A 25,036-nucleotide genomic window follows, 5' to 3' on the forward strand; every position below is an offset into this window, starting at 1 on the left:
CCTCACGGCATCCGCCGTTCGACGAAGCCCGTCCCTCCGGGGGCGGGCTTCGTCGTGCCGCGGGAGGGAGAGGCGCGCAGACCTCGCCCCGAGAACGGCGGGACTCCCGCGTACCCGCGAGCAACGCGATGCCTCAGGCGGACGAGCCGCCGATGTAGCGCAGCGGGATCTCGATGGTGACCTCGGTTCCGCTGCCCATCAGCGTGTGCCAATCGATGGTTCCTCCGAGCTCGCCCTGGATGAGGGTGCGCACGATCTGCGTGCCCAGGCCGCGGCCCACCTGACCCTCGGGCAGGCCGACGCCCGTGTCGCGGACGCTGACCTCGAGCATCTCGCCGGTGCGTTCGGCGGCGATCTCGACGTCGCCCTCCTGACCGGCGAGCCCGTGCTCGACCGCGTTGGTCACCAGCTCGGTGAGCGCGAGCGCGAGGGGCGTGGCGAACTGGCTGGGCAGCGTGCCGAACTTGCCCGTGCTGCGCGTGCGCGCGCGGGTGTTGGGGGCCGCCGCGACCTCGGCGACGAGCTTGAGCACGCGCGCGAAGACGTCGTCGAAGTCGACGTTCTGCGCGAGGCCCTCCGACAGCGTGTCGTGCACGACGGCGATGGCCGAGACCCGTCGCATGGCCTGCGTGAGCGCGTCTCGCGCCTCGTCGGAGTGCGTGCGCCGCGCCTGGATGCGCAGGAGCGACGCCACGGTCTGCAGGTTGTTCTTCACCCGGTGGTGGATCTCACGGATCGTCGCGTCCTTGGTGATGAGCTCCTGCTCCTGGTGGCGGATCTCGGTGACGTCGCGGCTGAGCACGATCGCGCCGATGCGGTTGCCGCGATCGCGCAGGGGGATCGTCCGCAGCGAGACCTGCACGCCGCGCGCCTCCATGTCGGCGCGCCACGGTGCGCGCCCGCTCACCACGACCGGGAGCGACTCGTCGACGTCCTGTCGCTTCGCCGGTAGGATGCGAGCGGTGACCTCGGCCAGCGACTCGCCCTCGAGCTCGTCGTCGAAGCCCATGCGATTGAACGCCGACAGCGCATTGGGGCTCGCGAAGGTCGTGATCCCGTCGACGTCGAGACGGATCAGTCCGTCCGACGCGCGCGGGGCTCCACGACGAGGTGCGGTCGGCGCGGACAGGTCGGGGAACTCCGCCGAAGAGATCATGCCGAACAGGTCGTCGGCGCAGTCGTTGAAGGTGATCTGCTGACGCGACGGCGTGCGCGTCTCGCCGAGGTTCGTGTGCCGGGTCAGCACGCCGACCGTCGTGACGGCGTTGCCCTCGCGCGAGAGCTCACGCACGATCGGCACCGCACGCACGCGCGTGGGGGTCTCCTCGAACCAGTCGGGGGATGCCGAGTCGACGATGCGTCCGCTCTGGAACGCCTCGCGCACCTGGGTGCGCCACTGCGGACGTACCCGGTCGCCCACGATGTCGCGGTAGAACAGCGTCGCCGCTCCCCCGGGCCGGGTGTGCGCGACGGCGACGAAGGAGTCGTCGGGGGTCGGGACCCAGATGACGATGTCGGCGAAGGCGAGGTCGGCGAGCAGCTGCCCGTCGCCGGCGAGGCGGTGCAGCCACTCGACATCCGCCTCGCTGGAGCGACCTTGGGCGTAGACGAGTTCACTGAGTGTCGACACCCCTCCACCCTAGGGGCCGCTCCCGCGTCGTCGCGCGCCGCGCGACGCGGCGGACGCGTCGCGGGTGATGCGACGGGGGAAGGTCCTGTGTGTCCGGCGCCCTGGGGTGGCGAAAGCCGATCACGGAGGATTCCTCGGACCACCGCCGTTCCCCCGGTCGACCGCCCTTTCGCACGGGCGCGGGTGAACCCCGCACTCCCCCGGAAAGGGGGACATAATGACGGGATGCCGGTTGATCCCTCACCCGAAGAGAGATTCGTCGCACTCGAGCACGCCGCCGCCGCCCTCGCGCTCACGCCCGACGAGATCGTCGCCCTCGTGCACGAGGGGCACCTGCGAGGAGCCGCCCTCGGCTCACCCGCACGGTGGCGCATCGACCGCGACAGCGTCGACGCCTACGTCGAGGCCCGGATCGAGGACGCCCGCCGCGCGGCGCTCTGGCGGCAGTCGCAGGCCGCGAGCTTCCCCGAGCTCTGGGGCCGGGGCGAGCTGCGGCACGACGACTGACCGCGCCTCCTCCCCACCTCACCCCTCGCATCGGTCATCCACAGGTGGCGCATAAGCGCGGTGTCGTACGCCCACGCTCCCCTACGCTCGGCCGCACGTTCATCCGCACTCGCCGAATCCGCACGACGGAGGGGACCCATGTCACTCGCACCCGAACCCGACCCCGAACGTGCCCGTTCATCGCGACCGCGCGGTGAGGAGTTCTTCGCCCGGCAGAGGACCTCGACCGATCAGCTCCCCGCACCCGAGGTCTTCGTGCGAAACATCGTCCGCGGCATCCTCGAGGTCCTCGCCGGGGTGCGCGAGGTCGAGCAGCTCGCGCGCTGGCTGTCGGAAGAGGTCTACCGCTCGCTCGTGACGCGCGCCAATCTCGCCACCCGCGCCCGCAGCGCCCGTCGCGTGCCCGCCCGTCGAGACGTCCACGAGATCCGCAGCGTCCACATCTCCTCCCCCGCGGACGGGGTCGTCGAGGCGACCGTCACCGCGTCCGCGCGCGTCCGCACGCGTGCCATCGCCGTGCGCCTGGAGGGAATGGACGGACGCTGGCGCGTGACGGCACTGGGCCTGCTCTGAGCACTGTCGCCGCGTGGCACCCGTCGCGACCGGCGACGCCTCCGCAGGGCCGCCGAACGCCCGCCCCCTTCGGGGCGCGCCGACGCTCGCCGTGGCTCGGAGCTCGCCGTCACGGCGCGGGGCCCACGACGTGGCGCGGCCGGCCGCACATCGAGCACCTCCGGCGCACGGTGGCCGCCGAGGCCTGGTGCCACCGGCGGGCGCGTCGGGATCCGTGCGCCTCGCGGTTGGCGCCGCCTTACGGGCGCCAGGACGCGAGGAAGTTGCCGAGCCGCTCGATCGCGTCGCTGATGACACGGGCCTCGGGCAGGGTGACGATGCGCACGTGGTCGGTCGCGGGCCAGTTGAAGCCCGACCCCTGCACGAGCAGCACGTGCTCGGCAACCAGGAAGTCGCGCACGAACTTCGCGTCGTCCGGGATCTCGTACACCTCGGGGTCGAAGCGCGGGAACGCGTAGAGCGCACCGCGGGGCAGCACGCACGACACCCCGGGGATGGCCTCGAGGCCCTGCCAGGCGGCATCCCTCTGCTCGTGCAGACGACCCGAGGGCGCGATCAGCGCGTCGATGGACTGCACGCCCGACAGCGCCGCCTGCACGGCGAACTGCGCCGGCACGTTCGGGCACAGTCGCGTGGATGCGAGCAGGTTGATGCCGTGCAGGAAGCCCTGCGCGTGCTCCTTGGGACCCGTGATCGCGAGCCACCCCGAGCGGTAGCCCGCGACGCGGTACGTCTTGGACAGGCCGTTGAAGGTCAGCACGAGCAGGTCGGGCGCGATCGTGGCCATCGGGATGTGCACGGCGTCGTCGAAGAGGATGCGGTCGTAGATCTCGTCGGCGAGCACGAGGAGCGAGTTCTCGCGGGCGATGTCGGCGATGCCTTCGAGGATCTCGCGCGAGTAAACCGCGCCGGTGGGGTTGTTGGGGTTGATGACGACGATCGCCTTGGTCCGCGGTGTGATCTTCAACCGGATGTCCTCCAGGTCGGGCTGCCACTCGCGCTGCTCGTCGCACAGGTAGTGCACGGGCGTACCGCCGCCGAGGCTCGTCATCGCCGTCCACAGCGGGTAGTCGGGCGCAGGGATGAGCACCTCGTCGCCCTCGTCGAGCAGGGCCTGCATCGTCATCGTGATGAGCTCGGAGACCCCGTTGCCGAGGAACACGTGATCGGGGTCGAGGTGCGGGAACCCGGGCTCCTGCTCGTAGCGCGACACGACAGCGCGCCGCGCCGACAGAATGCCGCGGCTGTCGCTGTACCCGTGCGCGTTCGGCACCGACGCGATCATGTCGCGCACGATCTGGTGCGGTGCCTCGAACCCGAAGATCGCCGGATTGCCGGTGTTGAGCTTGAGGATCGCGTGCCCGTCGGCCTCCAGTCGATCGGCCTCGACGAGGGCCTCCCCGCGGATCTCGTAGAGGACGTCCTTCAGCTTGGAGGACTGGTCGAGAGGGCGAAGCGGGCTCATCGGTTCAGGATATCCCCGGGCCGATCCGGCCAATCGACACCGGGTGGACCGCATGCGGTCGTCCCCGCCGGCGGCGGAGATCGTCGCGCGGATCCCGCGGGCGAGGGACCGTGACGACGGCGACCGCTGCGAAGCGGCGCCGAACGGGACCACTGCGCGTGCGGGGGTGAACGACGGATGCCGTGCCCCGGCAGCGGGACACGGCATCCGTTCTTCGAGGGCCTTACTTCTTCTTCGCGGCGCGACGATCGGCGCGGTTGCCGGGTGCGGCGTCCGCGGGAGCGTCGGTGCGCTGGCCGAAGGCGCCGCGCGCGCCTGCCGGAGCGGCCTCGGCGGCCGGAGCCGCCGGCTGGGCCTGGCGGAGGCGGTTGGTCGCCGCCTGCTGCACCTGGCCGCGGTCGTTGCGCACCTCGACCTCGCCGGCATCGTTGGCCGCGGAGTACTCCAGGCGCTGCGTCTCGACCGGGGTGGGCGTCAGGCCCTTGGCCTCGACCTGCGCCGCGGGCTCGCCCTCGACGCTGCGCACCTCGACCTCGAGGTTGTACAGGAAGCCGACCGACTCCTCCTTGATCTGCCCCATCATCGACTGGAACATCTGGTAGCCCTCGCGCTGGTACTCGATGAGCGGGTCGCGCTGGGCCATGGCGCGCAGGCCGATGCCGTCTTTGAGGTAGTCCATCTCGTAGAGGTGCTCGCGCCAGCGACGGTCGAGCACCTGCAGCACCACGCGGCGCTCGAGCTCGCGCAGAGCCTGCTCACCCAGGGCCTTCTCGCGGTTGTCGTAGGCGATGCGCGCGTCGGAGATGATCTCGCGCTTGAGCCCCTCGGGCGTGATCCGCCCCTTGTTGCCGCCGGCCTCGGCCACGACCTCGTCGATCGTGACACTCACCGGGTAGAGGGTCTTGAGCTCGGTCCACAGGGCGTCGAAGTCCCACGACTCGGTGTGACCCGATCCGGTGTGGTCGTCGATGACGGCCGTGATGGCGTCTTCGATGAAGTGCTGCACGCGGTCGGCGATGTCGTCGCCCTGGAGCATGTGACGGCGGTCGGCGTAGATGGCCTCGCGCTGGCGGTTGAGCACGTCGTCATACTTCAGCACGTTCTTGCGCATCTCGGCGTTGCGCGCCTCGACCTGCGACTGCGCGCTCTTGATCGCCCGCGACACCAGGCCCGACTCGATCGCGACGTCGTCGGGGAAGTTGGTGCGCGCGAGGATCGCCTCGGCGGCGCCCGACTGGAACAGGCGCATGAGGTCGTCGGTGAGCGACAGGTAGAACCGGCTCTCGCCGGGGTCGCCCTGTCGGCCGGAGCGACCGCGGAGCTGGTTGTCGATACGTCGGGACTCGTGCCGCTCGGTCCCGAGCACGTACAGACCGCCGGCCGCGGTGACCTTCGCCGCCTCCTCCGCGACGGTGTCGCGCATCGTCGTATAGACGCCGTCCCATTCCGCCTCGTAGGCCTCGGGCGTCTCGACCGGGTCGAGGTTCTTCGCCTTCATCTCCTGGACGGCGAGGAACTCGGCGTTGCCGCCGAGCATGATGTCGGTACCGCGACCGGCCATGTTGGTGGCGACGGTGACGGCGCCGAGGCGACCGGCGCGGGCGACGATCTCGGCCTCACGGGCGTGGTTCTTGGCGTTCAGCACCTCGTGGCGGACGCCCTTCTTCGCCAGCAGGCGGGAGAGGTACTCGCTCTTCTCGACGCTCGTGGTGCCGACAAGGACCGGCTGGCCCTTCTCGTGGCGCTCGACGATGTCTTCGACGACCTGGGCGAACTTCGCCGTCTCGTTCTTGTAGACGAGGTCGGCCTGATCCTTCCGGATCATCGGCTTGTTCGTCGGGATCGGGACGACGCCCAGCTTGTAGGTCGACATGAACTCGGCGGCCTCGGTCTCGGCGGTACCGGTCATGCCCGAGAGCTTGTCGTACAGGCGGAAGTAGTTCTGCAGCGTGACGGTGGCCAGCGTCTGGTTCTCGGCCTTGACCGGCACGCCCTCCTTCGCCTCGATCGCCTGGTGGATGCCCTCGTTGTACCGGCGACCGACGAGGATGCGGCCGGTGTGCTCGTCGACGATCATGACCTCGTCGTTCATGACGACGTAGTCGGTGTCGCGCTTGAAGAGGGCGATCGCCTTGATCGAGTTGTTGAGGAACGAGATGAGCGGGGTGTTCGCCGACTCGTACAGGTTGTCGATGCCGAGGTAGTCCTCGACCTTCTCGATGCCGGGCTCGAGCACGCCGATGGTGCGCTTCTTCTCGTCGACCTCGTAGTCGACGCCGGCCTCGAGGGTGCGGGCGAGCTTGGCGAACTCGGCGAACCAGCGGTTGGCCTCACCCGACGCCGGACCCGAGATGATCAGCGGCGTGCGCGCTTCGTCGATGAGGATCGAGTCGACCTCGTCGACGATGGCGAAGAAGTGCCCCCGCTGCACGAGGTCTTCCTTGCGCCACGCCATGTTGTCGCGCAGGTAGTCGAAGCCGAACTCGTTGTTCGTGCCGTAGCTGATGTCGGCCTCGTACTGCTCGCGGCGCACCTCGGGGGTCTGGCCCGCCACGACGGTGCCCGTGGTCATACCGAGCGCGCGGTAGACGCGGCCCATGAGCTCGGACTGATAGCTGGCGAGGAAGTCGTTCACCGTGATGACGTGGACGCCCTTGCCCGCGATGGCGTTGAGATACGCCGGGAGGGCCGCGGTCAGGGTCTTGCCCTCACCGGTCTTCATCTCGGCGATGTTGCCCAGGTGCAGGGCAGCGCCGCCCATGATCTGCACGTCGTAGGGACGCTGTCCGAGCGTGCGCTTGGCCGCCTCGCGGACGGCGGCGAAGGCCTCGGGCATGAGCTGGTCGAGCGTCTCACCCGCGTCGTAGCGGGCACGCAGCTCGATGGTCTCGTTGCGCAGTTCGTCGTCGGTGAGCTGCTCGTAGTCCTCTTCGAGGGCGCCGGTCGCCTTCACGACGCCCTGCAGGCGGCGCAGGATGCGGCCTTCGCCGGCGCGCAGCAGTTTCTCGAGCGGATTTGCCACGAAGAATCTCCATCTGTCGGGTGCGGCGCCCGCGCGGACGCCGGCCTGCGAACAGGCATACGCCCCTCATGCTATCCGTGTTACCCGTTCGTGACCTGCGAGGAGGCCGCAATCCGGACGTCTCTCTGCGCGCCCGTAGCGAACACACGGCGACGGCCGGGAACCCGCCGCTTAGGATCGAGCCATGGCCGGTTTCTGGGGCAAGAGGAAGCGCGAAGAGCAGGACGCGGCGGATGCCGATCTGGCACGTCGAGCCGAGCTCGCGATCGTCGCGGCCGACGAACGGGTCCGGCTCACCTCCGACGAGCTCGACTTCGCCCGCGCGGAACTCGGCGACAAGGCCACGGAGGATCTCGCGGCGGCCCTCGACTCCGTCCGCACGCACCTCGCCGAGGCGTTCCAGCTGCACCAGCTGAACCACGACGAGATCCCCGACACCAAAGAAGAGCTGCGCACGCGCAACGCCCGCATCATCCAGCTCTCGGAGTGGGCCGAAGACCTCCTCGAGGAGCGCACGCAGGTCCTGCAGCCGAAGATCGACGCCGTGCGTCGCGCGCCCGAGACCCTGGCGCGCGTGCGCGCCGACCGCGACCGCCTCGCCGCACGGATCCCCGGCGCGCGGGAGGTCGTCGAGCGCCTGTCCCGCCGGTACAGCGAGTCCGCTCTCGCCCAGATCGGCGGCAACCCCGATGAGATCGAGCAGCTCCTCGACTTCGCGGTGCACACCGCGGGCGTCTCGGAGCGACGCCGCGAAGCCGGCCAACGGGAGCAGGCCTCCGTCGCCCTCGAGGCCGCGACCGAGGCGGTCCGACGCGCGGAATCGCTTCTGGATGCCGTCGACACGTTCGAGATCGAGGCGCTGCGCGCCGAGTCGACCCTCGCCGCCGTCGTCGACGACTCGCGCACCGACCTGGTCGAGGCACGCCAGGGCGCACAGACGCCCGCGGTGACCGCGGCGATGGCGACCCTTCAGCAGGCGCTCACCGCCCTTCCCGCGTCGGGGACGCGCAGCGACCCCTTCGCCGCGCTGTCGTCGCTGCGCCAGGCCAACGCCGCCCTCGATCTCGCCCGTGAACGTGCCGCGCGTCCGGTGCCGTCGCAGGAGCAGGTGGAGCACGCGATCGACGACGCCGATCGTCAGCTGGCGGTCGCGCGGGGCCTCATCACCGGGCACCGGGGATGGATCGGCGCCGATGCGCGCACGCGCTTCGTCGAGGCGGAGCGCCTGCGCGCCGGCCTCCCGCTCGGGCCGATCGCGGAGGACCAGCGCGAGACGGCTCTCGCCACCGCACGACGCGCCGGGTCGCTGGCATCCGAGGCTCTTCAGATCGCCCAGCGCGACATCGAGCAGTCCCGCCCGAACGACTGGGGCGGGGACGGCTACGGGCGCGGCGGCGGCTACGGACGCGGAGGCGGCATGGGCGGCGGCAACATGGTCGGCGGCATGCTCGGCGGTCTCGTCATCGGCTCGCTGCTCGGCGACATCTTCGACGGCTGAGCTCTCGCCCGTCACGACGACGCCCCCGGCCATCCGGCCGAGGGCGTCGTTCATGCCTGCGTCAGGATGCCACGGAGACCATCGGCGACGCCTGCGTCGTCAGCTCGATCACGCCGTAGTCCCACCCCTTGCGGCGGTACACGACGCTCGGGTGGTCGGTGCGGGCGTCGATGAACAGGAAGAAGTCGTGGCCGACGAGCTCCATCCGGTCGACCGCCTCTTCGACCGTCATCCACTCGGCCTCGAACTCCTTCTGGCGGATGACGACGGGGCAGTAGTCCTCTTCTTCGACGCTGTCGTCCTGCACCGGCACGGACCCGGTGGCGACGGCGCGCAGAACATCGACGGAGGCGGGCTCGACATCGATTCCGGAGAGTTCCCCGGTGCCCTTCTCGAACTTCGCACCGCGGGGGTGGTTGCGGGCGTCGACGCGCTTGTCCTTCGCGCGGCGGACCTGCTCCGAGATCTTGTCGACCGCGAGGTCGAGAGCGGCGAATTTATCGGCGTCCGTGGCCTCGGCCCGCACGACGGGGCCCTTGCCGTCGAGGGTGAGCTCGACCGTATCGTCTTCCATTCGACCGTTGCGATAGGAGCGATGTGTGACCTTGACTTCGAGGGTGTTCGCCCGGGGAGCCAGGTGCTCGATGCGGCTGACCTTCTCTTCGACCACCGAGCGGAATCGATCGGTGATTCCGACTCCCACGCCGACGATGTTGGTGTCCATCCGTGACCTCCTTGTTCCGGGTTCCGCCCGGTCTAAGGGCGGAACGTCCGTCGCCTTCAGTCATCCCTACGCTAGTGCTGCGGCACCGCGGTGTCACGTGTCAATCACCTCCGGTTCACCTCAGAGACCCCCGCGTCGCGGCGTGTGCGCCAGCGTTACGGCGACCACCGTGGCAGCCCCCGCGTCGCGCAATGCCCTCGCCGCCTCGAGCAGGGTGGCTCCCGTCGTCACGACGTCGTCGACCACGACGACGGGCAGCCCCGTGACACCACGGGCGACGAACGCTCCCCCGACGTTGAGGCGACGCGCGTCGCGATCGAGACCGCGCTGATCGCGGGGGGCGCGCCGCAGACGCAGCACCCGCTGGTCGCGGTGCCCCGCTCGACGCAGGATGAGCTCGACCGGGCGATACCCCCGTCGGCGGAAAGCGGCACGCGTCGAGGGCACGGTGGTGATCACGGCCTCGGGCGGGATCGCGCCCAGGACGGCGCGCAGGGCGGGGGCGAGAGCGCTCGCGAGGGCGGTGCGGCCGTCTTCCTTCAGGCCCCGGATGATCCGGGCCGTGGGTCCTGCGAAGACGAGGGCGCTCGTGACGGTCAGCTCCGGCGCGAGGACGCGGCGCACCGGCTGCGGAGCGAGGGCGCGGCGGCATCCCTCGCACAGCGCCGTATCGAGAGCGTCGCATCCCGCGCACGCGACGGGGAGCCAGAACGTCAGCGCGTCGCGCGCCGCGTCGGCGAGGAGGGACCGGGGATCCATTCCTCGAGCCTGGAGGAGCCGATCGCCGTCCGGGGGCCCGATTCCCGCACGGTGGAGGGATCGCCGCCTGGGGAGGAGCGGATCACCTCAGGAGGTGGTGCCCTGTTGCGCCGCCAGGACGCGGATGCCGGAGGCCACGAGCGTCCACGAACTGCCGCGCCGGCTGTAGAGCCGTCCCTGGTCGTCCAGGACGCGCACGCTCGTACTGCCGGCGGCCAGCGTACGGGCCCCGTCGGGGGCGGTCGCCTCGGTGCCGCGTCCGCCGACGTTGAGCTCGCGCAGACGGTCGACGCCCTCGACGTCGACCAGGACGCCCAGCGTCGTGTCGTCGAGCCATGCCAGGTCGAAGGCGCCCTGCTGGCTGAACGACAGCACGTGCGGCGGGCCGAGGTTGACCTCGGTGCCTTCGCGCTCGATACCGGCCACCCACACCTCGCGCACGCCCGACACCGTGACGACGGCCGCGATGCGCGTCCCGTCGCGGGAGACCTGCATCGACACGATCTCGGAGGCATCGGGCCAGGCGTTGCCCACCTCCCGGGGGACCCCCTCGGCGGTGATCGCGCGCACCTGCGTGGGGGCGTTGGCAGGAACGCTCCAGATCTCGCCCTGGCCGTCGATGGAGGGGGCGATGAGCCCGGCCCGGTCGTCGAGCAGGAACGTGCGGCCGTCACTCAGGGCGCTCGCGACCGTCCCCTGCTGGGTGCGGACGGCGGCGAGGCTGCGGTCGGCCTCCAGCTCGACGGCGACGGGGTTCAACGACTCGACGGCATCGGAGAGGCCGTCGATCGGCTCCACCGCGTCTCCGGCGAGCGCGCCGAACACCCCGGCCGTGGTGAGCACGGCCGGCGACGGGTCCACGCGCGTGACGCGCACCGCGACCTCGGACGCGGCGATCGGCGTGCCCTCCACGGTCATCTGCACCTCGTTGATGCCCGCGGTGGCGAGACTGCGCACGAGCTGCGTCTGCATGCGGTCGAGCGTCGTGCGGTCGAGGCTGAGCGCCGCCCGCGGGAGCTGGACCTGCGCGATGCCGTCGGAGGACAGGGTCACGGATCGTCCCACCAGCGAGAGCTCGTCGGGGAAGGCGCTGCGCACGGCGCCGGCCAGCCACGCACTGGGCTGACCGTCGACGAGAGCGGTCGCGACCCGGCTCGCCACGAGGGGCCGCGGGAACCAGCGGACGTCGGGGACGATGAAACTGTAGGTCGGGTCGAAGTACGCCACGGATGCCGACTGGTAGACGGTCGGGAAGACCTCCTCGTACAGCACCACGCCGTCGGGCGCGGAGGTGATGCGCCACTGGTCGTCGACGCGCGCGAGCGTGTAGCTCAGGGTCTCCGCGGCGCCGGCGGCCGTCGGGGCGTACGCACCGTCGGCATCCACCGCCGCGACCGTGGTGAGGGCCACGGCGACCGACGTGCCGTCGGCGCTCGGAGTCGCGCGCCGATCGGCGAGGCGGTCGATCGTCACGCGCGAGCGGGGGTCCCACTGCGTGCCGGGTGCGAGGAAGAGCTTCGCGGTGGCCCAGTCGTCGGCGGGACCGGAACCCGCGCGCAGGAACCCCTCGACGATCTCGGCGGGGGTGGCGTCGTCCTGGGGACCGTCGGGCACGAAGGCGAACGCCTGCGTGTCGTCGACCTGCGGCCCGCGCCCCGGGTTGACGTATCCCGAGGTCGGCAATCCCGTGCACGCGGTGAGGGCGAGCACGAGCATCAGGGTCACCAGCGAGAGGGCGCGTCTCATGTCGTCCTCCGGACGCCGGGGCGGGTCGAGATCGGCTGCGTGAGCCCGAGCGCTTCGAGCGCTCCCCCCTGCTCGTCGTCGGGCACGAGCGGGAGGGGCGAACCGGTGACCGGTCTGCCGTCGCGCGGGAGCGTGAGCACGAAGTTCGACCCGCGCCCCGGCTCCGACCACACCGCGAGGGTCCCGCCGTGCAGGCGCGCGTCGCCGAGGGCGATCGACAGCCCCAGCCCCGTTCCGCCGATGGTCCGCACGCGCGAGGGGTCCGCGCGCCAGAAGCGGTCGAAGACGCGCTCGACGTCTTCGCCCTTCATGCCCAGACCGAAGTCGCGCACACCCAGGGCCACGGCATCCCGGTCGCTGTCGACCGAGACGACGATCGGCCGCCCCTCACCGTGCTCGATCGCGTTGCCGAGCAGGTTGCGCACGATGCGCCGCACCCGGCGCGCGTCCATGTCGACGGGCGTGTAGCCGCCGGGGGCGACCAGCCGCACGTCGGAGCCGTGCCCGTCGGCCAGCTGCTCCATCGACTCGATGACGTCTTCGGCGAGGTGCGCCAGGCTCGTCGCCTCGCGCTCCAACTGCACGGATCCGGCGTCGTAGCGGCTGATCTCGAGCAGGTCGGTCAGCAGCACCTCGAAGCGCTGCACCTGCGCGTGCAGCAGCTCGGCGGCCCGACCGGTCACGGGATCGAACTCCTCGCGCTGGTCGTTGATCATGTCGGCCGCGAGCTTGATCGTCGTCAGCGGGGTGCGGAGTTCGTGCGAGACGTCGGAGACGAACCGCTGCTGCACGAGTGAGAGGTCGGCGAGCTCCTTGATCTGCGACTCGATGCTGTCGGCCATGGCGTTGAACGAGCGGTTCAGCGTCGCCAGCTCGTCCTCGCCGCGGACGGGCAGGCGCACCCCCAGGTCGCCCGCGGCGAGCTTCGCGCTGGTCTCGGCGGCATCCGCGATGGGGGTCGTCACCGACCTCAGCACGAACCAGGCGATCGCGCCGATGAGCACCACGAGCACGAGGCCGACGACCCACAGCAGCACCTGCACGAAGGCGAGGGTCTGCGAGGCGCTCGTGAGGTCGTATCCCATGTACAGCTCGTAGGAGTCGACACCGTCCTCGGCGGGGAAGCGCAACTGGTGGCCGACCAGGATGCCGGGCACATCGCGCCCGTTGTCGGAGGGCAGGGACACGGACTGCCACCACTGCAGATCGGGACTCGACTGCACCTGCGTCCGCAGGGCCTCGGTGACGAGGTTCGACTCGAACGCGGGTGAGATGAACGGCTGGGGAGCGAGCGGCGACGGCGGGCCGATGCGGTAGAGCGCGATCAGATCGCTCGAGGACTGCTGCGACAGCCGGGTGGCGATGCCGTTCATCAGCGTCTGCGCGGCGGCGGGGTCGGTGGAGTCGACCGCGGCGTCGAGGGTCGCCTGCGCGGCCGCCGTGGCGCGCTGCGCTTCGAGGAGCACCTGGTCCTTGCGCGCGGTGAAGAGCTCGTTCTGGATGACGAGGGCCATCGCGACGCAGGTGACGAGGATCGTGGCCGCGGTGAGGGTCACCGTGATGACGATCGTGCGGAACCGCAGGGAGCGCCGCCACAGCGTCGCGAGGCGGTCGCGGATACCCCGCCAGTCGCGCCATCCGTCGATCCGCGGCGAGGAGACGGTGCGCACGGCGCCCGTCATGGAGACCTCAGGCCACCGCGCCGGCGCGGTAGCCCACGCCGCGCACGGTGGTCACGATCCGCGGGTTGTCGGGGTCGGCCTCGATCTTGGCGCGCAGACGCTGCACGTGCACGTTCACCAGTCGCGTGTCGGCCTTGTAGTGGTAGCCCCAGACCTGCTCCAGCAGCATCTCGCGCGAGAACACCTGCTGCGGCTTCTCGGCGAGCGCGACGAGCAGCTCGAACTCGAGCGGGGTCAGGGCGATCGGCGCGTCGCCGCGGCGCACCTCGTGAGCGGCGACGTCGACGACCAGGTCGCCGATGCGCAGCGTCTCGTCGGCCGGAGCCTGGGCGGGCCGCAGGCGCGTGCGGATGCGCGCGACCAGCTCCTTCGGGTTGAACGGCTTGACGATGTAGTCGTCGGCCCCCGACTCGAGCCCCTTGACCACGTCGGCCGTGTCGGTGCGGGCTGTGAGCATGATGATCGGGATGCCGGACTCGGCGCGCACGCGCGTGCAGATCTCGATGCCGTCGACGCCGGGGAGCATGAGGTCGAGGAGGATGAGGTCGGGCCGCTCCGAGCGCCACGCGTCGACGGCCTGGGCACCGTCGGCGCAGAAGACGGTGTCGAATCCCTCGGTGCGCAGCACGATGCCGATCATCTCGGCCAGCGCGGTGTCGTCGTCGACAACCAGGATCCGTGAAGTCATTCGGGTGTACGTCTTCCGTCTCGAACCCGCGCAGGGACGGGCATCAGGCCCGGGGTCGGGGCATGTCTCATCGAGAGTAGTCGACCTGCCTGCACGCCAGGCGTGCGTGTCGGAGGTCTGTGACACGATGAGGGCACCGCCATGTGACGAGGAGGGGCCCCACATGACCGCGTACCCGGCTTGGACTCCGGCATCACGACCGGGGATCGTCCCGCTGCACCCGTACGGGTTCGGCACCATCCTGGGCCGCTCCTTCGTGGCGCTGCGACACAACCCCAAAGTGCTGCTGGGCTTCGCCCTCATCGTGCAGGCCGCCGCGTACATCGTGCTCACCGCCGCCGTCGGCGGCGTCGCCATCGCGAGCTTCTCCCGTCTCGACACGGTGCTCATCGGCAGCGACGACTACGACGCGATCCTCGCCGGGTCCGCCGTGATCACGGCGGCGACCGCACTGGTCCTGGGTCTCGCGACCGGAGCGCTCAGCGTGATCGTCCAGGGCGTCGTGGTGTCGGAGGTCGCTCACGCGGTCGTCGCCGAGAAGCCGAGCCTGAAGGCCGTGTGGGCGCGCGTGAAGCCGGTCGTGTGGCGTCTCATCGGGTACAGCGCGCTCTATCTCGTCGCGACGATCGTGGTCATCGGCGTCCTGGCGGGGATCGTCACGCTCCTCGTGATCAACGTGCTGTGGCTCGGCGTCGCGGTGGGCGTGCTGTTCGTGCTGGGGCTCATCGTCGTCTCCCTCTGGCTCACGCCCAAGCTCTTCCTCGTGTCGTCGGTGATCATCCTCGAGCGGGCACCGATCTTCCGCGCGATCGCACGATCGTGGCAGCTCACGCGGGGCCGCTTCTGGTCGACGCTCGGTGTCGTCGTCATCATCTCGGTCGCCTTCAGCATCGTCGCGCAGATCATCTCCGTGCCCTTCAGCCTCGTCGCGGGCATCGTCCCCGGCATCCTCGCCCCCACCGGGGAAGATGCCGTGGGCGCCCTCGTCGGGGTCATCGCCCTCCAGGTCGTCGGGCAGTTCGGCATCCTCCTCGTGCAGTGCATCGCGTTGGTGGTGCAGTCCACCTCCGCCGTGCTCGTGTACGTCGACGCGCGCATGCGGGTGGAGGCGCTCGACCACGACCTGAACACCTACGTCGAACAGCGCGACGCCGGCGGAACCGACCTCGTCGACCCGTACCTGGTCGGCGTCGGGCGCATCGTCGAGCGCCCGGCTCCGACGCCCGTGGGTGCTCCCCCGGCCTTCGCGGGCTATCCCGCGCCGACGGGTTCGCCCGCATATGGTGCACCGCAGGCCTACGGGGCACCGCAGCCGTATGGGGCGGCGCAGGCGTACGGGACACCGTCGCAGGACGCAGCGACCCCGGCCCATGGGGCACCGCAGCCCTCCGGGGCGGCCTCGGCTGATCCGACCCCGCCGGCTCCCCCGGTCCCGCCCGCGGCGGACGGCGCGTCGGACGACGCCCCGCCTGCCCACCGTGCCCCGGACGCCGCGCCGGGAGCCGCACCGACCACCTGGGCCGCGCCGGGATCGAGCGGCGACGCGTGAGCCCCGCCGCGCTCGCCGCCGCTTTCGCACCCCTGCTGCCCGACCCGGATCAGGCGCAGGAGTGGGCGGAGCGTGAGCTGGCCGACCCCTCCTACCAGGCGGCCGAGCCGAGCATCATCGATCGAGCGGCACAGGCGGTCACCCGCTTCCTCGACGATCTGCTGCGCATCCCGAACACCGACGGGTGGGGACCGGCGGCGCTCATCGTGCTCGCGGTGCTGCTCGTGGCGGCGATCGTGGTCGGCATCCTGATCTGGGGGCGACCGCGTCGGAGCGTGCGCGCGGCTCCGGCCGCTCGGGCACTCTTCGACGACGACGACACCCGGTCGGCCGAGCAGTTGCGGGCAGAGGCCGAGGCGGCCGCACGGCGCGGAGCCTGGGACGACGCCGTCGTCCTGCGATTCCGCGCCGTCGCGCGGGGCCTGTCGGAGCGCGGGCTGGTGGACCCGCCACCCGGGGCCACGGTACGCGCGTTCGCCCGCGAGGCCGCGCGCGCCCTCCCCGCCCTCGCGGAGGGGCTGGAGACGGCCGCGACGACCTTCGACGACGTGCGCTACCTGCGGCGCCCGGGAACGGCGCAGAGCTACCGCCTCATCGTCGATCTCGACGACACCGCCGTGCGGACGCGTCCGACGCCGATGGGCACCCTGTGAGCGCGGTGACGGCGGCACGACCGCGGTCCCGCGGCCGCGCCGCCCTCGGGTGGATCGCCCTCGTGGTGGGGTTGCTGCTCGTGTCGCTCGTCGGCGGATTGTTCGTCTACGGCGGCTACACGGAGCGCGCACTGCTCGACCCCGACTCCGCCGGCCCCGACGGCACGCGAGCCGTGGTGCGGGTCATCGAGCAGCAGGGCGTGCGGGTGATCGTCGCGCGCGACCGCCCGGCCGCCGAACGCGCGCTGGCCGGAGCGGACGCGACGCTCGTGATGCGGGACGCACCGATGCTCTCCGACGACGCGCTGCGCGAGCTGTCGTCGCGCGCCCGGCACGTCGTGCTCGTCGAGCCGCGCTCCCGCGCCCTCGACGTGCTGATGAACGGGTCGTCGCTCGGAGGATTCGTCGATGACACGGCGGCCGCCGACTGCGCGGTGGCGGCGCCCGACAACGCCCGGACCGCGCGTGTCGGTGAACTCCTCGTCGCCGGCGACGGCGTCACCGGGTGCTTCCCCGTCGGGAGCGAGTTCGGGCTGCTGTCCCTCGAGGACGGGGGTCGCTCGGTGACCGCTCTCGACGGCCTCTCGACGTTGACCAACTCCACGCTCCCGCGCGAGGGTGACGCAGCCCTCGCCCTCGGTGTGCTGGGGAAGACCGACACCCTCGTCTGGTACGTGCCCGCGCCCGCCGACGCCGACCCCGGCGCCGCTCCCCCGACCCTCAGCGACCTGACGCCGCCATGGGTCACCCCCGCGATCGCGCTGCTGCTGCTGTCCGCTCTCACGGCCGCGATCTGGCGGGGTCGGCGCTTCGGCCCTCTCGTCACCGAGCGCCTGCCCGTGACGGTGCGCGCCACCGAGACCACGGAGGGCCGCGCGCGCCTCTACGCCACGGCGCGCGACGCCCCGCACGCTCTCGACGAGCTCCGCCGCGCGAGCCGCACGCGTCTCGTGCGTCTCCTGGGGCTCGCGGCACGGACCTCGCCGCCCGACGTCGCCGACGCCGTCGCCGAGCGCCTGGGAGCGGATCGCTCCCGCGTGCGCGGCATCCTGGTCGACGACGTGCCCCGCACCGACCGCGACCTCGTCGCCGCCGCCGACCGACTACGCGACCTCGAAGAGAGCGTGCGCGTCGCCGTCCGAACCGAAGGGACACCCCGATGACCGAGAGCCCCGAGACCCCCGGCGCCGAGCCGGCCGCCGACGGCCTTGCGACCGGCACCGCCGACACGAGCCCCGCGGCCGGCTCCGCTCGCCCCGATCCGTCCGGCCCGTCCGACGACCACGCGACCCTCCGCGAGGCGATGCACCGCGTGCGCCTCGAGGTGGGCAAAGCGGTCGTCGGCCAGGACGGCACGGTGACCGGGCTGCTCATCGCCCTTCTCTCGCGCGGACACGTGCTGCTGGAGGGCGTGCCGGGCGTCGCCAAGACGCTGCTCGTGCGCTCGTTCAGCCGCGCCCTCGGTCTCGACACGCACCGCGTGCAGTTCACGCCCGACCTCATGCCGGGCGATGTGACCGGATCGCTGGTGTACGACGCCCGCGCGGGCGGATTCGAGTTCCGACCGGGTCCGGTGTTCACCCACGTGCTGCTCGCCGATGAGATCAACCGCACGCCCCCCAAGACGCAGGCGGCCCTGCTCGAGGCGATGGAGGAGCGGCAGGTGTCGAGCGACGGGGTGAGTCGCGCCCTGCCCGATCCCTTCCTGGTGGCCGCGACGCAGAACCCCATCGAGCACGAGGGCACCTACACGCTGCCCGAGGCGCAGCTCGACCGCTTCCTGCTCAAGCTCGTCGTCGATCTGCCCGGCCGCGACGCCGAGGTCGACGTCCTCCGCCGTCACGCGCAGGGCTTCGACCCGCGGCGCCTCGACGAGGCGGGGGTCACCCCTGCCGTCACGGCGGACGAGATCCTCGCCGCGCAGCGGGCGGCGGCATCCGTCGCCGTCGCCGACGACGTGCTCGGCTACGTCGTCGACCTCGCGCGGGCCACGCGGCAGAGCCCGTCCGTGCAGCTCGGGGTGAGCCCGCGCGCGACGACCGGCCTGCTCGCCGCCGCCAAGGCGTGGGCGTGGCTCGGCGGGTACCCCGCGATCACCCCCGACCACGTGCAGACGATGCTCGTCCCCGTGTGGCGCCACCGCATCCGTCTGCGTCCCGAGGCCGAGATCGAGGGCGTCTCGGTGGATGCCATCCTCACCTCCGTCCTGCAGCAGACCCGCGTCCCGATCTGATGTTCGTCACCGGCCGCCTCGCTCTCCTCGTCGCCCTCGGCGTCGTCCCCCTCGTGCTGCTCAGCACCGCGGGGGTGCCGGCCTGGATCGCGGCGGGCGGTTGGGTGCTGCTGTGCGCCCTCGCGATGGCCGCCGATGCGGCGGCGGCGGCCGATCCGCGCCGGGTCGAGGTCACGCGGACCCTGCCCGAGCGCGCCCTGCGCGACGAACCCGTCTCGGGAGAGCTGCGCGTGCGCAACCTCGGTACGCGCCTGCTGCGCGCGCACGTGCGCGACGCCTGGCAGCCGACGGCGGGCGCGCCCGAGGAGCGTCTGCGCCTCACGGTGCCGCCGGGCGAGAGACGGGCCGCGCCGCTGCCGCTGCTCCCCCGTCGGCGGGGCGAGCTGCGCAGCGCCTTCGTCGTGGTGCGCGCCCTCGGACCGCTCGGCCTGGCGGGTCGACAGGCCCGGGTCGACGCCCCGGCCCGCCTCCGCGTTCTGCCGCCGTTCACATCGCGTCGCCACCTGCCCTCGCGCCTGGCCCGTCTGCGCGAACTCGACGGCAACACCACGCTGCAGGTCCGCGGGCAGGGCACCGAGTTCGACAGCCTGCGGGAGTACGTGCGCGGCGACGACGTGCGCTCGATCGACTGGCGCGCGACCGCGCGCGCGGGCACGACCATGCTGCGCACCTGGCGCCCCGAGCGCGACCGCCACGTCGTCATCGTGATCGACACCGGCCGTACCGCCGCCGCGCGCGTCGGTGACGGGGTGCGGCTGGACGCGGCCATGGAAGCCGCCCTCCTGCTGTCGGTCCTGGCCAGTCGCGCCGGCGACCACGTGCACCTCGTGATGTTCGATCGCGTGCCCCGCGCCCGCGTGACCCGCGTCGACGGCGCGCAGCTGCTCCCCGCCCTCGTGGATGCCATGACCCCGGTCGACCCGCAGTTGATCGACACCGACTGGGACGCCGTCTTCGCCCACGTGCGCGGCCTGTCGGTGCGCCCGGCCCTCGTGGTGCTGCTGACCGCCGCCGACGACCCCGAGGCCGCCCGCGCCTTCCTCGCGTCGCTGCCCGCGGTCGCCGCGCGGTCGCGCCTGCTGGTGGCGACCGCGACCGACGGCCCCGGCGACGTGCCCGCCCACCGCGACGCCGCCGACGTGTATGCCGCCGCTGCGATCGAGCGAGCGCGCCACGACGCCGACCGCGTGCGCGACGCCGTCGTCCGCGCGGGCGGCGACGCGGTGGCGGCGTCCGCCGACGACCTGCCGCCGCTCGTGGCCGACCGCTACCTCGCCCTGAAGGCGGCGGGGCGGCTGTAGCACACCCAGCCCGCATGCAGCCCGCGACATACGACGCGGCTTATCCTGGGGGGTACCCTTCCGGTCGTCAGCGTGTCCCCTCCGCGCGCGGCCTCGCCGTCTACGCACAGGATGCGGGAGCTCTCTTGCCAGGTAACGCCACCACGCACTTCGACGATGTGGCCCTCGTGTCGGTGGCGAGCGTCTTGCCCAGCCGCGTCACGACGTCGGACGACATCGAGGAGCGTCTGGCTCCCGCGCTGAAGCGACTCAAGCTCAAGCCGGGTCTGCTGCGCCGTGTCGCGGGCGTCAACGAGCGCCGCAACTGGGCGGAGGGCGAGTCGTCGGATGAGGCGACGATCGCCGCCGGCAAGCAGGCCCTCGCCGAGGCCGGGGTCGACGCGAGCGAGATCGGCCTCATCATCAACACGTCGGTCACCCGCAAGCACCTCGAGCCCTCTGTCGCCGTGCGACTGCACCACGGCCTCGGCCTGCCGAGCTCGGCCATCAACTTCGACGTGGCCAACGCGTGCCTCGGCTTCATCAACGGCATGAGCCTCGCAGCCGGCATGATCCAGTCGGGGCAGGTGAAGTACGCCCTCATCGTCAACGGCGAGGATGCCGACGAGATCCAGGTCAACACCATCAACCGGCTCGTGCGCGAAGATCTCGACCGCGACGCCTTCATGCAGGAGTTCGCCTCGCTCACCCTGGGATCGGGCGCCGCCGCGGCCGTCCTGGGACGCGCGAGCGACCACCCCGAGGGACACCGCATCGTGGGCGGCGTCACGCGGGCCGCGACGCAGTTCTACGACCTGTGCGTGGGCAGCGTCGACGGCATGTTCACCGACGCCAAGGCGCTGCTCAAGGGCGGACTCGACCTCGTCGTGTCGGCGTGGAAAGAGGCCAAGGGCGAATTCGACTGGACCGGCATGGACCGCTACGTCACCCACCAGGTCTCGTCGGTGCACACCGGTGCGATCGTTCGCGCCGCGAAGCTCGACCGCGACCGGGTCCCGGTCACGTACCCCGAGCTGGGCAATGTGGGCCCGGCATCCATCCCCATCACCCTCGCCGCCGAGCAGAAGACGCTGCGGCGAGGTGATCGCGTGCTGCTGATGGGAGTGGGCTCCGGCTTGAACACCGGCATGCTGGAGCTGGCCTGGTGAGCCACCCCCGCGTGACCGGACCGCAGGCCACCCTCCCCCCGGCCGGGCTCCCCGGCCTCGACCCGTCTCTGTCGCGGCTCGTCAGCGTCGAGGGCGTCCTCGATGACCGCGGAGCGTCGCGCCTCTGGCACGTGCTCGACACCGGGGGCACCCTCGCCGAGCACGGCGTCGAGCCGCTCGGCACGATCATCGCCGTGCACGGTAACCCGACGTGGTCGTACCTGTGGCGCGCGCTCGTGACCGCCTCGCTCGACCGCGCGCTCGACGGCCGCGCCGCGTGGCGCGTCGTCGCCGTGGACCAGCTCGAGATGGGTTTCTCGGAGCGCTCCTCGCTGCGCCGCACACTCGCTCAGCGCATCGCCGATCTCGACGCGCTCGTCTCCGAGCTCGGCATCCGCGGTCCGGTCGTCACCATCGGACACGACTGGGGCGGGCCCGTCTCCCTCGGCTGGGCCGTCGAGAACCGCGAGCGAGTCGCCGCGGTCATCGCGCTGAACACCGCCGTGCACCACCCCGACGGCGCCGAGCTGCCCTTCGCGCTGCGCGTCGCGACCGCTCGCGGCATGCTCGCGGCGGGCACGACCGGCACGACGGCGTTCCTCGACGTCACCCTCGCCCTCGCCGACCTCGACCCGGCCGTGCGCGCCGCCTTCCGCGCGCCGTACGCGACCGTGGCACGGCGTCGGGGCATCGGCGGATTCGTCGCCGACATCCCGGCGACGCCGGACCACGTCAGCACCCCCGCCCTGCACCGCATGTCGGCGGGGCTGCGCGAGCTCGAGGTGCCCGCGCTGCTCCTGCGCGGTCCGAAAGACCCCGTGTTCGGCGAGGACCACCTCGACGATCTCACCGAGCGTCTCCCCCACGCCGACGTGCACCGCTTCGAGGGCGCGGGCCACCTGATCGCCGAGGAGCGCCCCTACGCCGACGTGGTGCTCGATTGGCTCGACGAGAAGATCGTGGATGCCGCAACGGCACCCGCGCGCTCGCGTCGCTCGTCCCCGACGAAGCGCGCCGGCACCGGCACCGGCACTGCCCCTGCCGGTCGCCTCTGGGACGCCCTCGACGCCCGCCGCGATGACGACGACACCGCCGTCATCGACATGACCACGGCCTCGGGCGACGGCGGACCGCTGCGGGTGAGCTGGCGACAGCTCGCCGCGCGGGTCGACGAGATCGCCGCGGGACTCGACGCGTTCGGCGTCCGCGCCGGCGACCGCGTCTCGCTGCTCGTGCAGCCCGGCCCGACGCTCACGGCCGCGCTGTACGCGTGCCTGCGCATCGGCGCCGTGGTCGTCGTGGCCGACCGGGGTCTCGGCATCCGGGGGCTGTCGCGCGCGGTGCGCGGTGCCGTCCCCGACGTGGTGATCGGCGAGGTCGCGGGGCTCGCCGCGGCGCGCGCCCTGGGGTGGCCCGGGCGCCGCATCTCGTCGGCGTCCCTGCCCGCCGCGACCTCGCGCGCACTGGGGGTCGAGGCCAGCCTGTCGGATCTCGCGCGCGCCGGTCGGGGGCGGACGCTGCCGGAGCCGCCCGCAGCCGACGCCGAGGCGGCGGTGCTCTTCACCTCGGGCTCGACCGGTCCCGCCAAGGGCGTCGTGTACACGCACGCGCAGGTGACAGCCTTGCGCGACACCCTCGCCACGCACTTCGCGGTGTCGGCCGACACGGGGCTCGTGACCGGCTTCGCGCCCTTCGCGCTGTTGGGCCCGGCGCTCGGCACCCGCTCGGCGACGCCCGACATGGACGTCTCGGCTCCGCGCACCCTCACCGCCGCCGCGGTCGCGGCCGCCGTGCGCGCCTCCGATGCGAAGATCGTCTTCCTCTCCCCCGCCGCCGTCGCCAACGTCGTGGCCACCGCCGACCGTCTGACGGATGCCGATCGCTCGGCGTTGGCGCGTGTGCAGACGTTCCTCTCGACCGGCGCTCCCGTGGGCGTCGACCTGCTGCGGCGGGCTCAGGCGCTCATGCCGAACGCCGTCGCGCACACGCCCTACGGCATGACGGAATGCCTGCTGGTGGCCGACGTCACCCTGCCCGAGATCGAGGCCGCTGCGGGAGACCGCGGAGTGTGCGTCGGTCGTCCCCTCGGGACGGGCGAGGTACGCATCTCGCCCCTCGACGACCGGGGCCGCGCGGCCGATGAGACGACGACGGATGCCGGGGTCACCGGCGAGATCGTCATCTCGGCGCCGCATCTCAAGCGCGGCTACTTCCGCCTGCACCTGACCGACCGCGACGCCCGGCGCGGCCTCCCCGCCCGCTGGCATCGCACCGGCGACGTCGGTCACCTCGACGCCGAGGGGCGCCTGTGGGTCGAGGGGCGCCTCCCCCACGTCATCACCACCGCGGAGGGGCCCGTCACCCCGGTCGGCGTCGAGCAGGACGTCGAGACCGTCTCCGCCGTCGTCCGCGCCGCCGCGGTCGGCGTGGGCCCGGTCGGTCGACAGGTCGTCGTCGCCGTCGTCGAGTCCGGCGTCCGGCGTCCGGGCCTGGCATCCCCCGAGCTCACCGACGCCGTCCGCGCGGCCACCGCGCAGTCGCTGGCCGCCGTGCTGGCCGTGCCGAGCCTGCCGACCGACATCCGCCACAATTCCAAGATCGACCGCTCCCGCGTGGCCGCGTGGGCCGAGCGGGTGCTCGCGGGCGAGAAGGCGTCGGCACTGTGAGGGTCCTCGCCACCGGTGCCTCCGGCTTCCTCGGCCGTGCCGTCGTCCGCGCCCTCCAGCACGACGGTCACGACGTGCGCACGCTGCAGCGCCGCCCCTCGGGCGTCGACGGCGCCGACGACCGTCTCGGTTCGGTGACGGATGCCGATGCCGTGGCATCCGCTCTCGACGGCGTCGACGCGATCGTGCACCTCGCCGCGAAGGTCTCCCTCGCGGGGGACCCGGCGCAGTTCCGCGCCGTGAACGTGGAGGGGACGCGCACGCTCCTCGACGCCGCTGCCGCCGCGGGACTCTCGCGCATCGTGCACGTGTCGTCGCCCTCGGTCGCGCACGCCGGACACGCCCTCGCGGGCGTCGGCGCCGAGCCCGCCGACCCGGATGCCGCGCACGGCGAGTACGCCCGCACCAAGGCCGAGGCCGAATTGCTCGCGCTCTCGCGCGCCGGCGACGGCACCGCGCTCGTCGCCATCCGACCGCACCTGGTGTGGGGGCCGGGTGACACCCAGCTCATCGCGCGCGTGGTCGACCGCGCTCGTCGCGGCACGCTGCCACTGCTGGACGGCGGCACGGCGCTCATCGACTCCACGTACGTCGACAACGCGGCATCCGGCATCGTCGCCGCCCTCGACCGCGTCGAGGACGTCAGCGGGCGCGCCTACGTGCTGACCAACGGCGAGCCGCGGCCCGTGGGCGACCTGCTCGCCGGGATCTGCCGCGCATCGGGCGTGACGCCGCCGCGGTTCAGCGTGCCCGCGGGACTCGCCAAGGCCGCGGGGTCGCTCATCGAGCGCGTGTGGGCCGTGCGCCCGGGGCAGGACGAACCGCCCATGACGCGTTTCCTCGCCGAGCAGCTGTCGACCGCGCACTGGTTCGATCAGACCGAGATCCGCCGCGACCTGCGCTGGCGTCCCTCCGTGACGATCGACGAGGGCCTGCGCCGCCTGTCGCGCGCCTGAGTCGGCGGCATCCGTCCCACCTCCGGCATCCGCCACACCTCAGGCATCCGCCACACCTCCGGCAGCGCGCGTCTCCGGCAGCGTGTCTCTCCTACAGTGCCCCTTCAGCGGCGCGCGTCCCACTCCTAGCGGCGCATGTCCCACTTCTGACGGCGCATGTCCCCAGAATGGCCACTTCACGCCCCTCGCACCGACCATAAGTGGGACACACCTCCCTCTCCCCGCCACCGACGAGC

Annotated in this window: 19 protein-coding genes; 11 read left to right on the forward strand and 8 right to left on the reverse strand. The window is 72.2% G+C overall.

The features are described from left to right. Window positions 1-133 precede the first annotated feature (133 nt). Window positions 134-1,630, reverse strand: coding sequence for a sensor histidine kinase (locus tag AB0230_RS02545; protein ID WP_056226906.1), 1,497 nt, complete (start codon window positions 1,628-1,630; stop codon window positions 134-136). A 225-nt stretch (window positions 1,631-1,855) separates the two neighbouring features. On the opposite strand from AB0230_RS02545, the gene AB0230_RS02550 reads away from it, so the two are divergent. Further along, window positions 1,856-2,137 carry an excisionase family DNA-binding protein gene (locus AB0230_RS02550; RefSeq protein ID WP_315993297.1) on the forward strand — a complete coding sequence of 94 codons (282 nt, stop codon included), beginning with the start codon at window positions 1,856-1,858 and terminating at the stop codon, window positions 2,135-2,137. Between the two features lie 138 nt (window positions 2,138-2,275). Further along, entirely contained in the window at window positions 2,276-2,710 is a 435-nt protein-coding gene (locus AB0230_RS02555) for an Rv3235 family protein (RefSeq protein ID WP_315993298.1), read from the forward strand. Window positions 2,711-2,948: 238 nt separating this feature from the next. On the opposite strand, the gene AB0230_RS02560 is transcribed toward AB0230_RS02555, so the two are convergent. Continuing rightward, a complete protein-coding gene (locus AB0230_RS02560) occupies window positions 2,949-4,175 on the reverse strand; it encodes a pyridoxal phosphate-dependent aminotransferase (protein ID WP_366373793.1) in 1,227 nt (408 codons plus the stop codon). A gap of 223 nt (window positions 4,176-4,398) precedes the next feature. Then, window positions 4,399-7,197, reverse strand: coding sequence for a preprotein translocase subunit SecA (gene secA / locus AB0230_RS02565; protein WP_363393002.1), 2,799 nt, complete (start codon window positions 7,195-7,197; stop codon window positions 4,399-4,401). A 184-nt stretch (window positions 7,198-7,381) separates the two neighbouring features. Between secA and AB0230_RS02570 the strand changes: the two genes are divergently transcribed. Further along, window positions 7,382-8,695, forward strand: coding sequence for a hypothetical protein (locus tag AB0230_RS02570; protein ID WP_315993301.1), 1,314 nt, complete (start codon window positions 7,382-7,384; stop codon window positions 8,693-8,695). Window positions 8,696-8,756: 61 nt separating this feature from the next. On the opposite strand, the gene raiA is transcribed toward AB0230_RS02570, so the two are convergent. The 5 genes from raiA to mtrA all read right to left on the reverse strand — a co-directional run bounded on the left by raiA (window position 8,757) and on the right by mtrA (window position 14,294). Further along, a complete protein-coding gene (gene raiA, locus AB0230_RS02575; protein ID WP_363393005.1) occupies window positions 8,757-9,419 on the reverse strand; it encodes a ribosome-associated translation inhibitor RaiA in 663 nt (220 codons plus the stop codon). A gap of 120 nt (window positions 9,420-9,539) precedes the next feature. After that, complete coding sequence (locus AB0230_RS02580; protein ID WP_363578729.1) at window positions 9,540-10,178, reverse strand: phosphoribosyltransferase family protein; 639 nt, start codon at window positions 10,176-10,178, stop codon at window positions 9,540-9,542. Window positions 10,179-10,265: 87 nt separating this feature from the next. Next, the gene (locus AB0230_RS02585) at window positions 10,266-11,924 is read right to left on the reverse strand and encodes an LpqB family beta-propeller domain-containing protein (protein WP_366373796.1); all 1,659 of its coding nucleotides are present in this window, start codon (window positions 11,922-11,924) and stop codon (window positions 10,266-10,268) included. Further along, window positions 11,921-13,606, reverse strand: coding sequence for an MtrAB system histidine kinase MtrB (gene mtrB / locus AB0230_RS02590; RefSeq protein WP_366373798.1), 1,686 nt, complete (start codon window positions 13,604-13,606; stop codon window positions 11,921-11,923). Before mtrB ends, AB0230_RS02585 begins: the two co-directional genes overlap by 4 nt. Window positions 13,607-13,613: 7 nt before the next feature. Continuing rightward, window positions 13,614-14,294 (reverse strand): MtrAB system response regulator MtrA, encoded by a 681-nt coding sequence (gene mtrA / locus AB0230_RS02595; protein WP_315993306.1) that lies wholly within the window; start codon window positions 14,292-14,294, stop codon window positions 13,614-13,616. A 163-nt stretch (window positions 14,295-14,457) separates the two neighbouring features. Here mtrA and AB0230_RS02600 point away from each other — a divergent pair, with 163 nt between their 5' ends. From AB0230_RS02600 to AB0230_RS02635, 8 genes are all read left to right on the forward strand, one after another. Next, the gene (locus AB0230_RS02600) at window positions 14,458-15,843 is read left to right on the forward strand and encodes a glycerophosphoryl diester phosphodiesterase membrane domain-containing protein (protein ID WP_366373801.1); all 1,386 of its coding nucleotides are present in this window, start codon (window positions 14,458-14,460) and stop codon (window positions 15,841-15,843) included. Next, window positions 15,840-16,496 carry a DUF4129 domain-containing protein gene (locus tag AB0230_RS02605; protein WP_363578727.1) on the forward strand — a complete coding sequence of 219 codons (657 nt, stop codon included), beginning with the start codon at window positions 15,840-15,842 and terminating at the stop codon, window positions 16,494-16,496. Before AB0230_RS02600 ends, AB0230_RS02605 begins: the two co-directional genes overlap by 4 nt. Continuing rightward, window positions 16,493-17,659: a DUF4350 domain-containing protein gene (locus AB0230_RS02610; RefSeq protein WP_366373803.1), complete on the forward strand. Its 1,167-nt coding sequence runs from the start codon at window positions 16,493-16,495 to the stop codon at window positions 17,657-17,659. The genes AB0230_RS02605 and AB0230_RS02610 overlap by 4 nt, the downstream gene beginning before the upstream one ends. 140 nt (window positions 17,660-17,799) lie before the next feature. Further along, a complete protein-coding gene (locus AB0230_RS02615) occupies window positions 17,800-18,729 on the forward strand; it encodes a MoxR family ATPase (protein WP_315994582.1) in 930 nt (309 codons plus the stop codon). Continuing rightward, complete coding sequence (locus AB0230_RS02620; RefSeq protein ID WP_363393024.1) at window positions 18,729-20,030, forward strand: DUF58 domain-containing protein; 1,302 nt, start codon at window positions 18,729-18,731, stop codon at window positions 20,028-20,030. The genes AB0230_RS02615 and AB0230_RS02620 overlap by 1 nt, the downstream gene beginning before the upstream one ends. A gap of 125 nt (window positions 20,031-20,155) precedes the next feature. Continuing rightward, window positions 20,156-21,178, forward strand: a complete 1,023-nt coding sequence (locus AB0230_RS02625) for a 3-oxoacyl-ACP synthase III (protein WP_298874550.1) — start codon at window positions 20,156-20,158, stop codon at window positions 21,176-21,178. After that, on the forward strand, window positions 21,175-23,844 hold the full coding sequence (locus AB0230_RS02630) for an alpha/beta fold hydrolase (protein ID WP_366373806.1): 2,670 nt from the start codon (window positions 21,175-21,177) through the stop codon (window positions 23,842-23,844). Before AB0230_RS02625 ends, AB0230_RS02630 begins: the two co-directional genes overlap by 4 nt. Beyond that, a complete protein-coding gene (locus AB0230_RS02635) occupies window positions 23,841-24,800 on the forward strand; it encodes an NAD-dependent epimerase/dehydratase family protein (protein WP_366373808.1) in 960 nt (319 codons plus the stop codon). Before AB0230_RS02630 ends, AB0230_RS02635 begins: the two co-directional genes overlap by 4 nt. The last annotated feature ends 236 nt before the right edge of the window (window positions 24,801-25,036 follow it).

Origin of the sequence: Microbacterium sp. NPDC089190 (assembly GCF_040701795.1) — a bacterium.
GTDB classification, from domain to species: domain Bacteria; phylum Actinomycetota; class Actinomycetes; order Actinomycetales; family Microbacteriaceae; genus Microbacterium; species Microbacterium galbum.

What these genes read in the sequence shown, in the direction of transcription:
- AB0230_RS02555 (WP_315993298.1), top strand. Translation starts at nt 2,276, where the DNA reads ATGTCACTCGCACCCGAACCCGACCCCGAACGTGCCCGTTCATCGCGA.
- AB0230_RS02600 (WP_366373801.1), top strand. Translation starts at nt 14,458, where the DNA reads ATGACCGCGTACCCGGCTTGGACTCCGGCATCACGACCGGGGATCGTC.
- AB0230_RS02550 (WP_315993297.1), top strand. Translation starts at nt 1,856, where the DNA reads ATGCCGGTTGATCCCTCACCCGAAGAGAGATTCGTCGCACTCGAGCAC.
- AB0230_RS02570 (WP_315993301.1), top strand. Translation starts at nt 7,382, where the DNA reads ATGGCCGGTTTCTGGGGCAAGAGGAAGCGCGAAGAGCAGGACGCGGCG.
- AB0230_RS02620 (WP_363393024.1), top strand. Translation starts at nt 18,729, where the DNA reads ATGTTCGTCACCGGCCGCCTCGCTCTCCTCGTCGCCCTCGGCGTCGTC.
- AB0230_RS02560 (WP_366373793.1), bottom strand. Translation starts at nt 4,175, where the DNA reads ATGAGCCCGCTTCGCCCTCTCGACCAGTCCTCCAAGCTGAAGGACGTC.
- AB0230_RS02585 (WP_366373796.1), bottom strand. Translation starts at nt 11,924, where the DNA reads ATGAGACGCGCCCTCTCGCTGGTGACCCTGATGCTCGTGCTCGCCCTC.
- mtrB (WP_366373798.1), bottom strand. Translation starts at nt 13,606, where the DNA reads ATGACGGGCGCCGTGCGCACCGTCTCCTCGCCGCGGATCGACGGATGG.
- mtrA (WP_315993306.1), bottom strand. Translation starts at nt 14,294, where the DNA reads ATGACTTCACGGATCCTGGTTGTCGACGACGACACCGCGCTGGCCGAG.
- raiA (WP_363393005.1), bottom strand. Translation starts at nt 9,419, where the DNA reads ATGGACACCAACATCGTCGGCGTGGGAGTCGGAATCACCGATCGATTC.
- AB0230_RS02580 (WP_363578729.1), bottom strand. Translation starts at nt 10,178, where the DNA reads ATGGATCCCCGGTCCCTCCTCGCCGACGCGGCGCGCGACGCGCTGACG.
- AB0230_RS02615 (WP_315994582.1), top strand. Translation starts at nt 17,800, where the DNA reads ATGCACCGCGTGCGCCTCGAGGTGGGCAAAGCGGTCGTCGGCCAGGAC.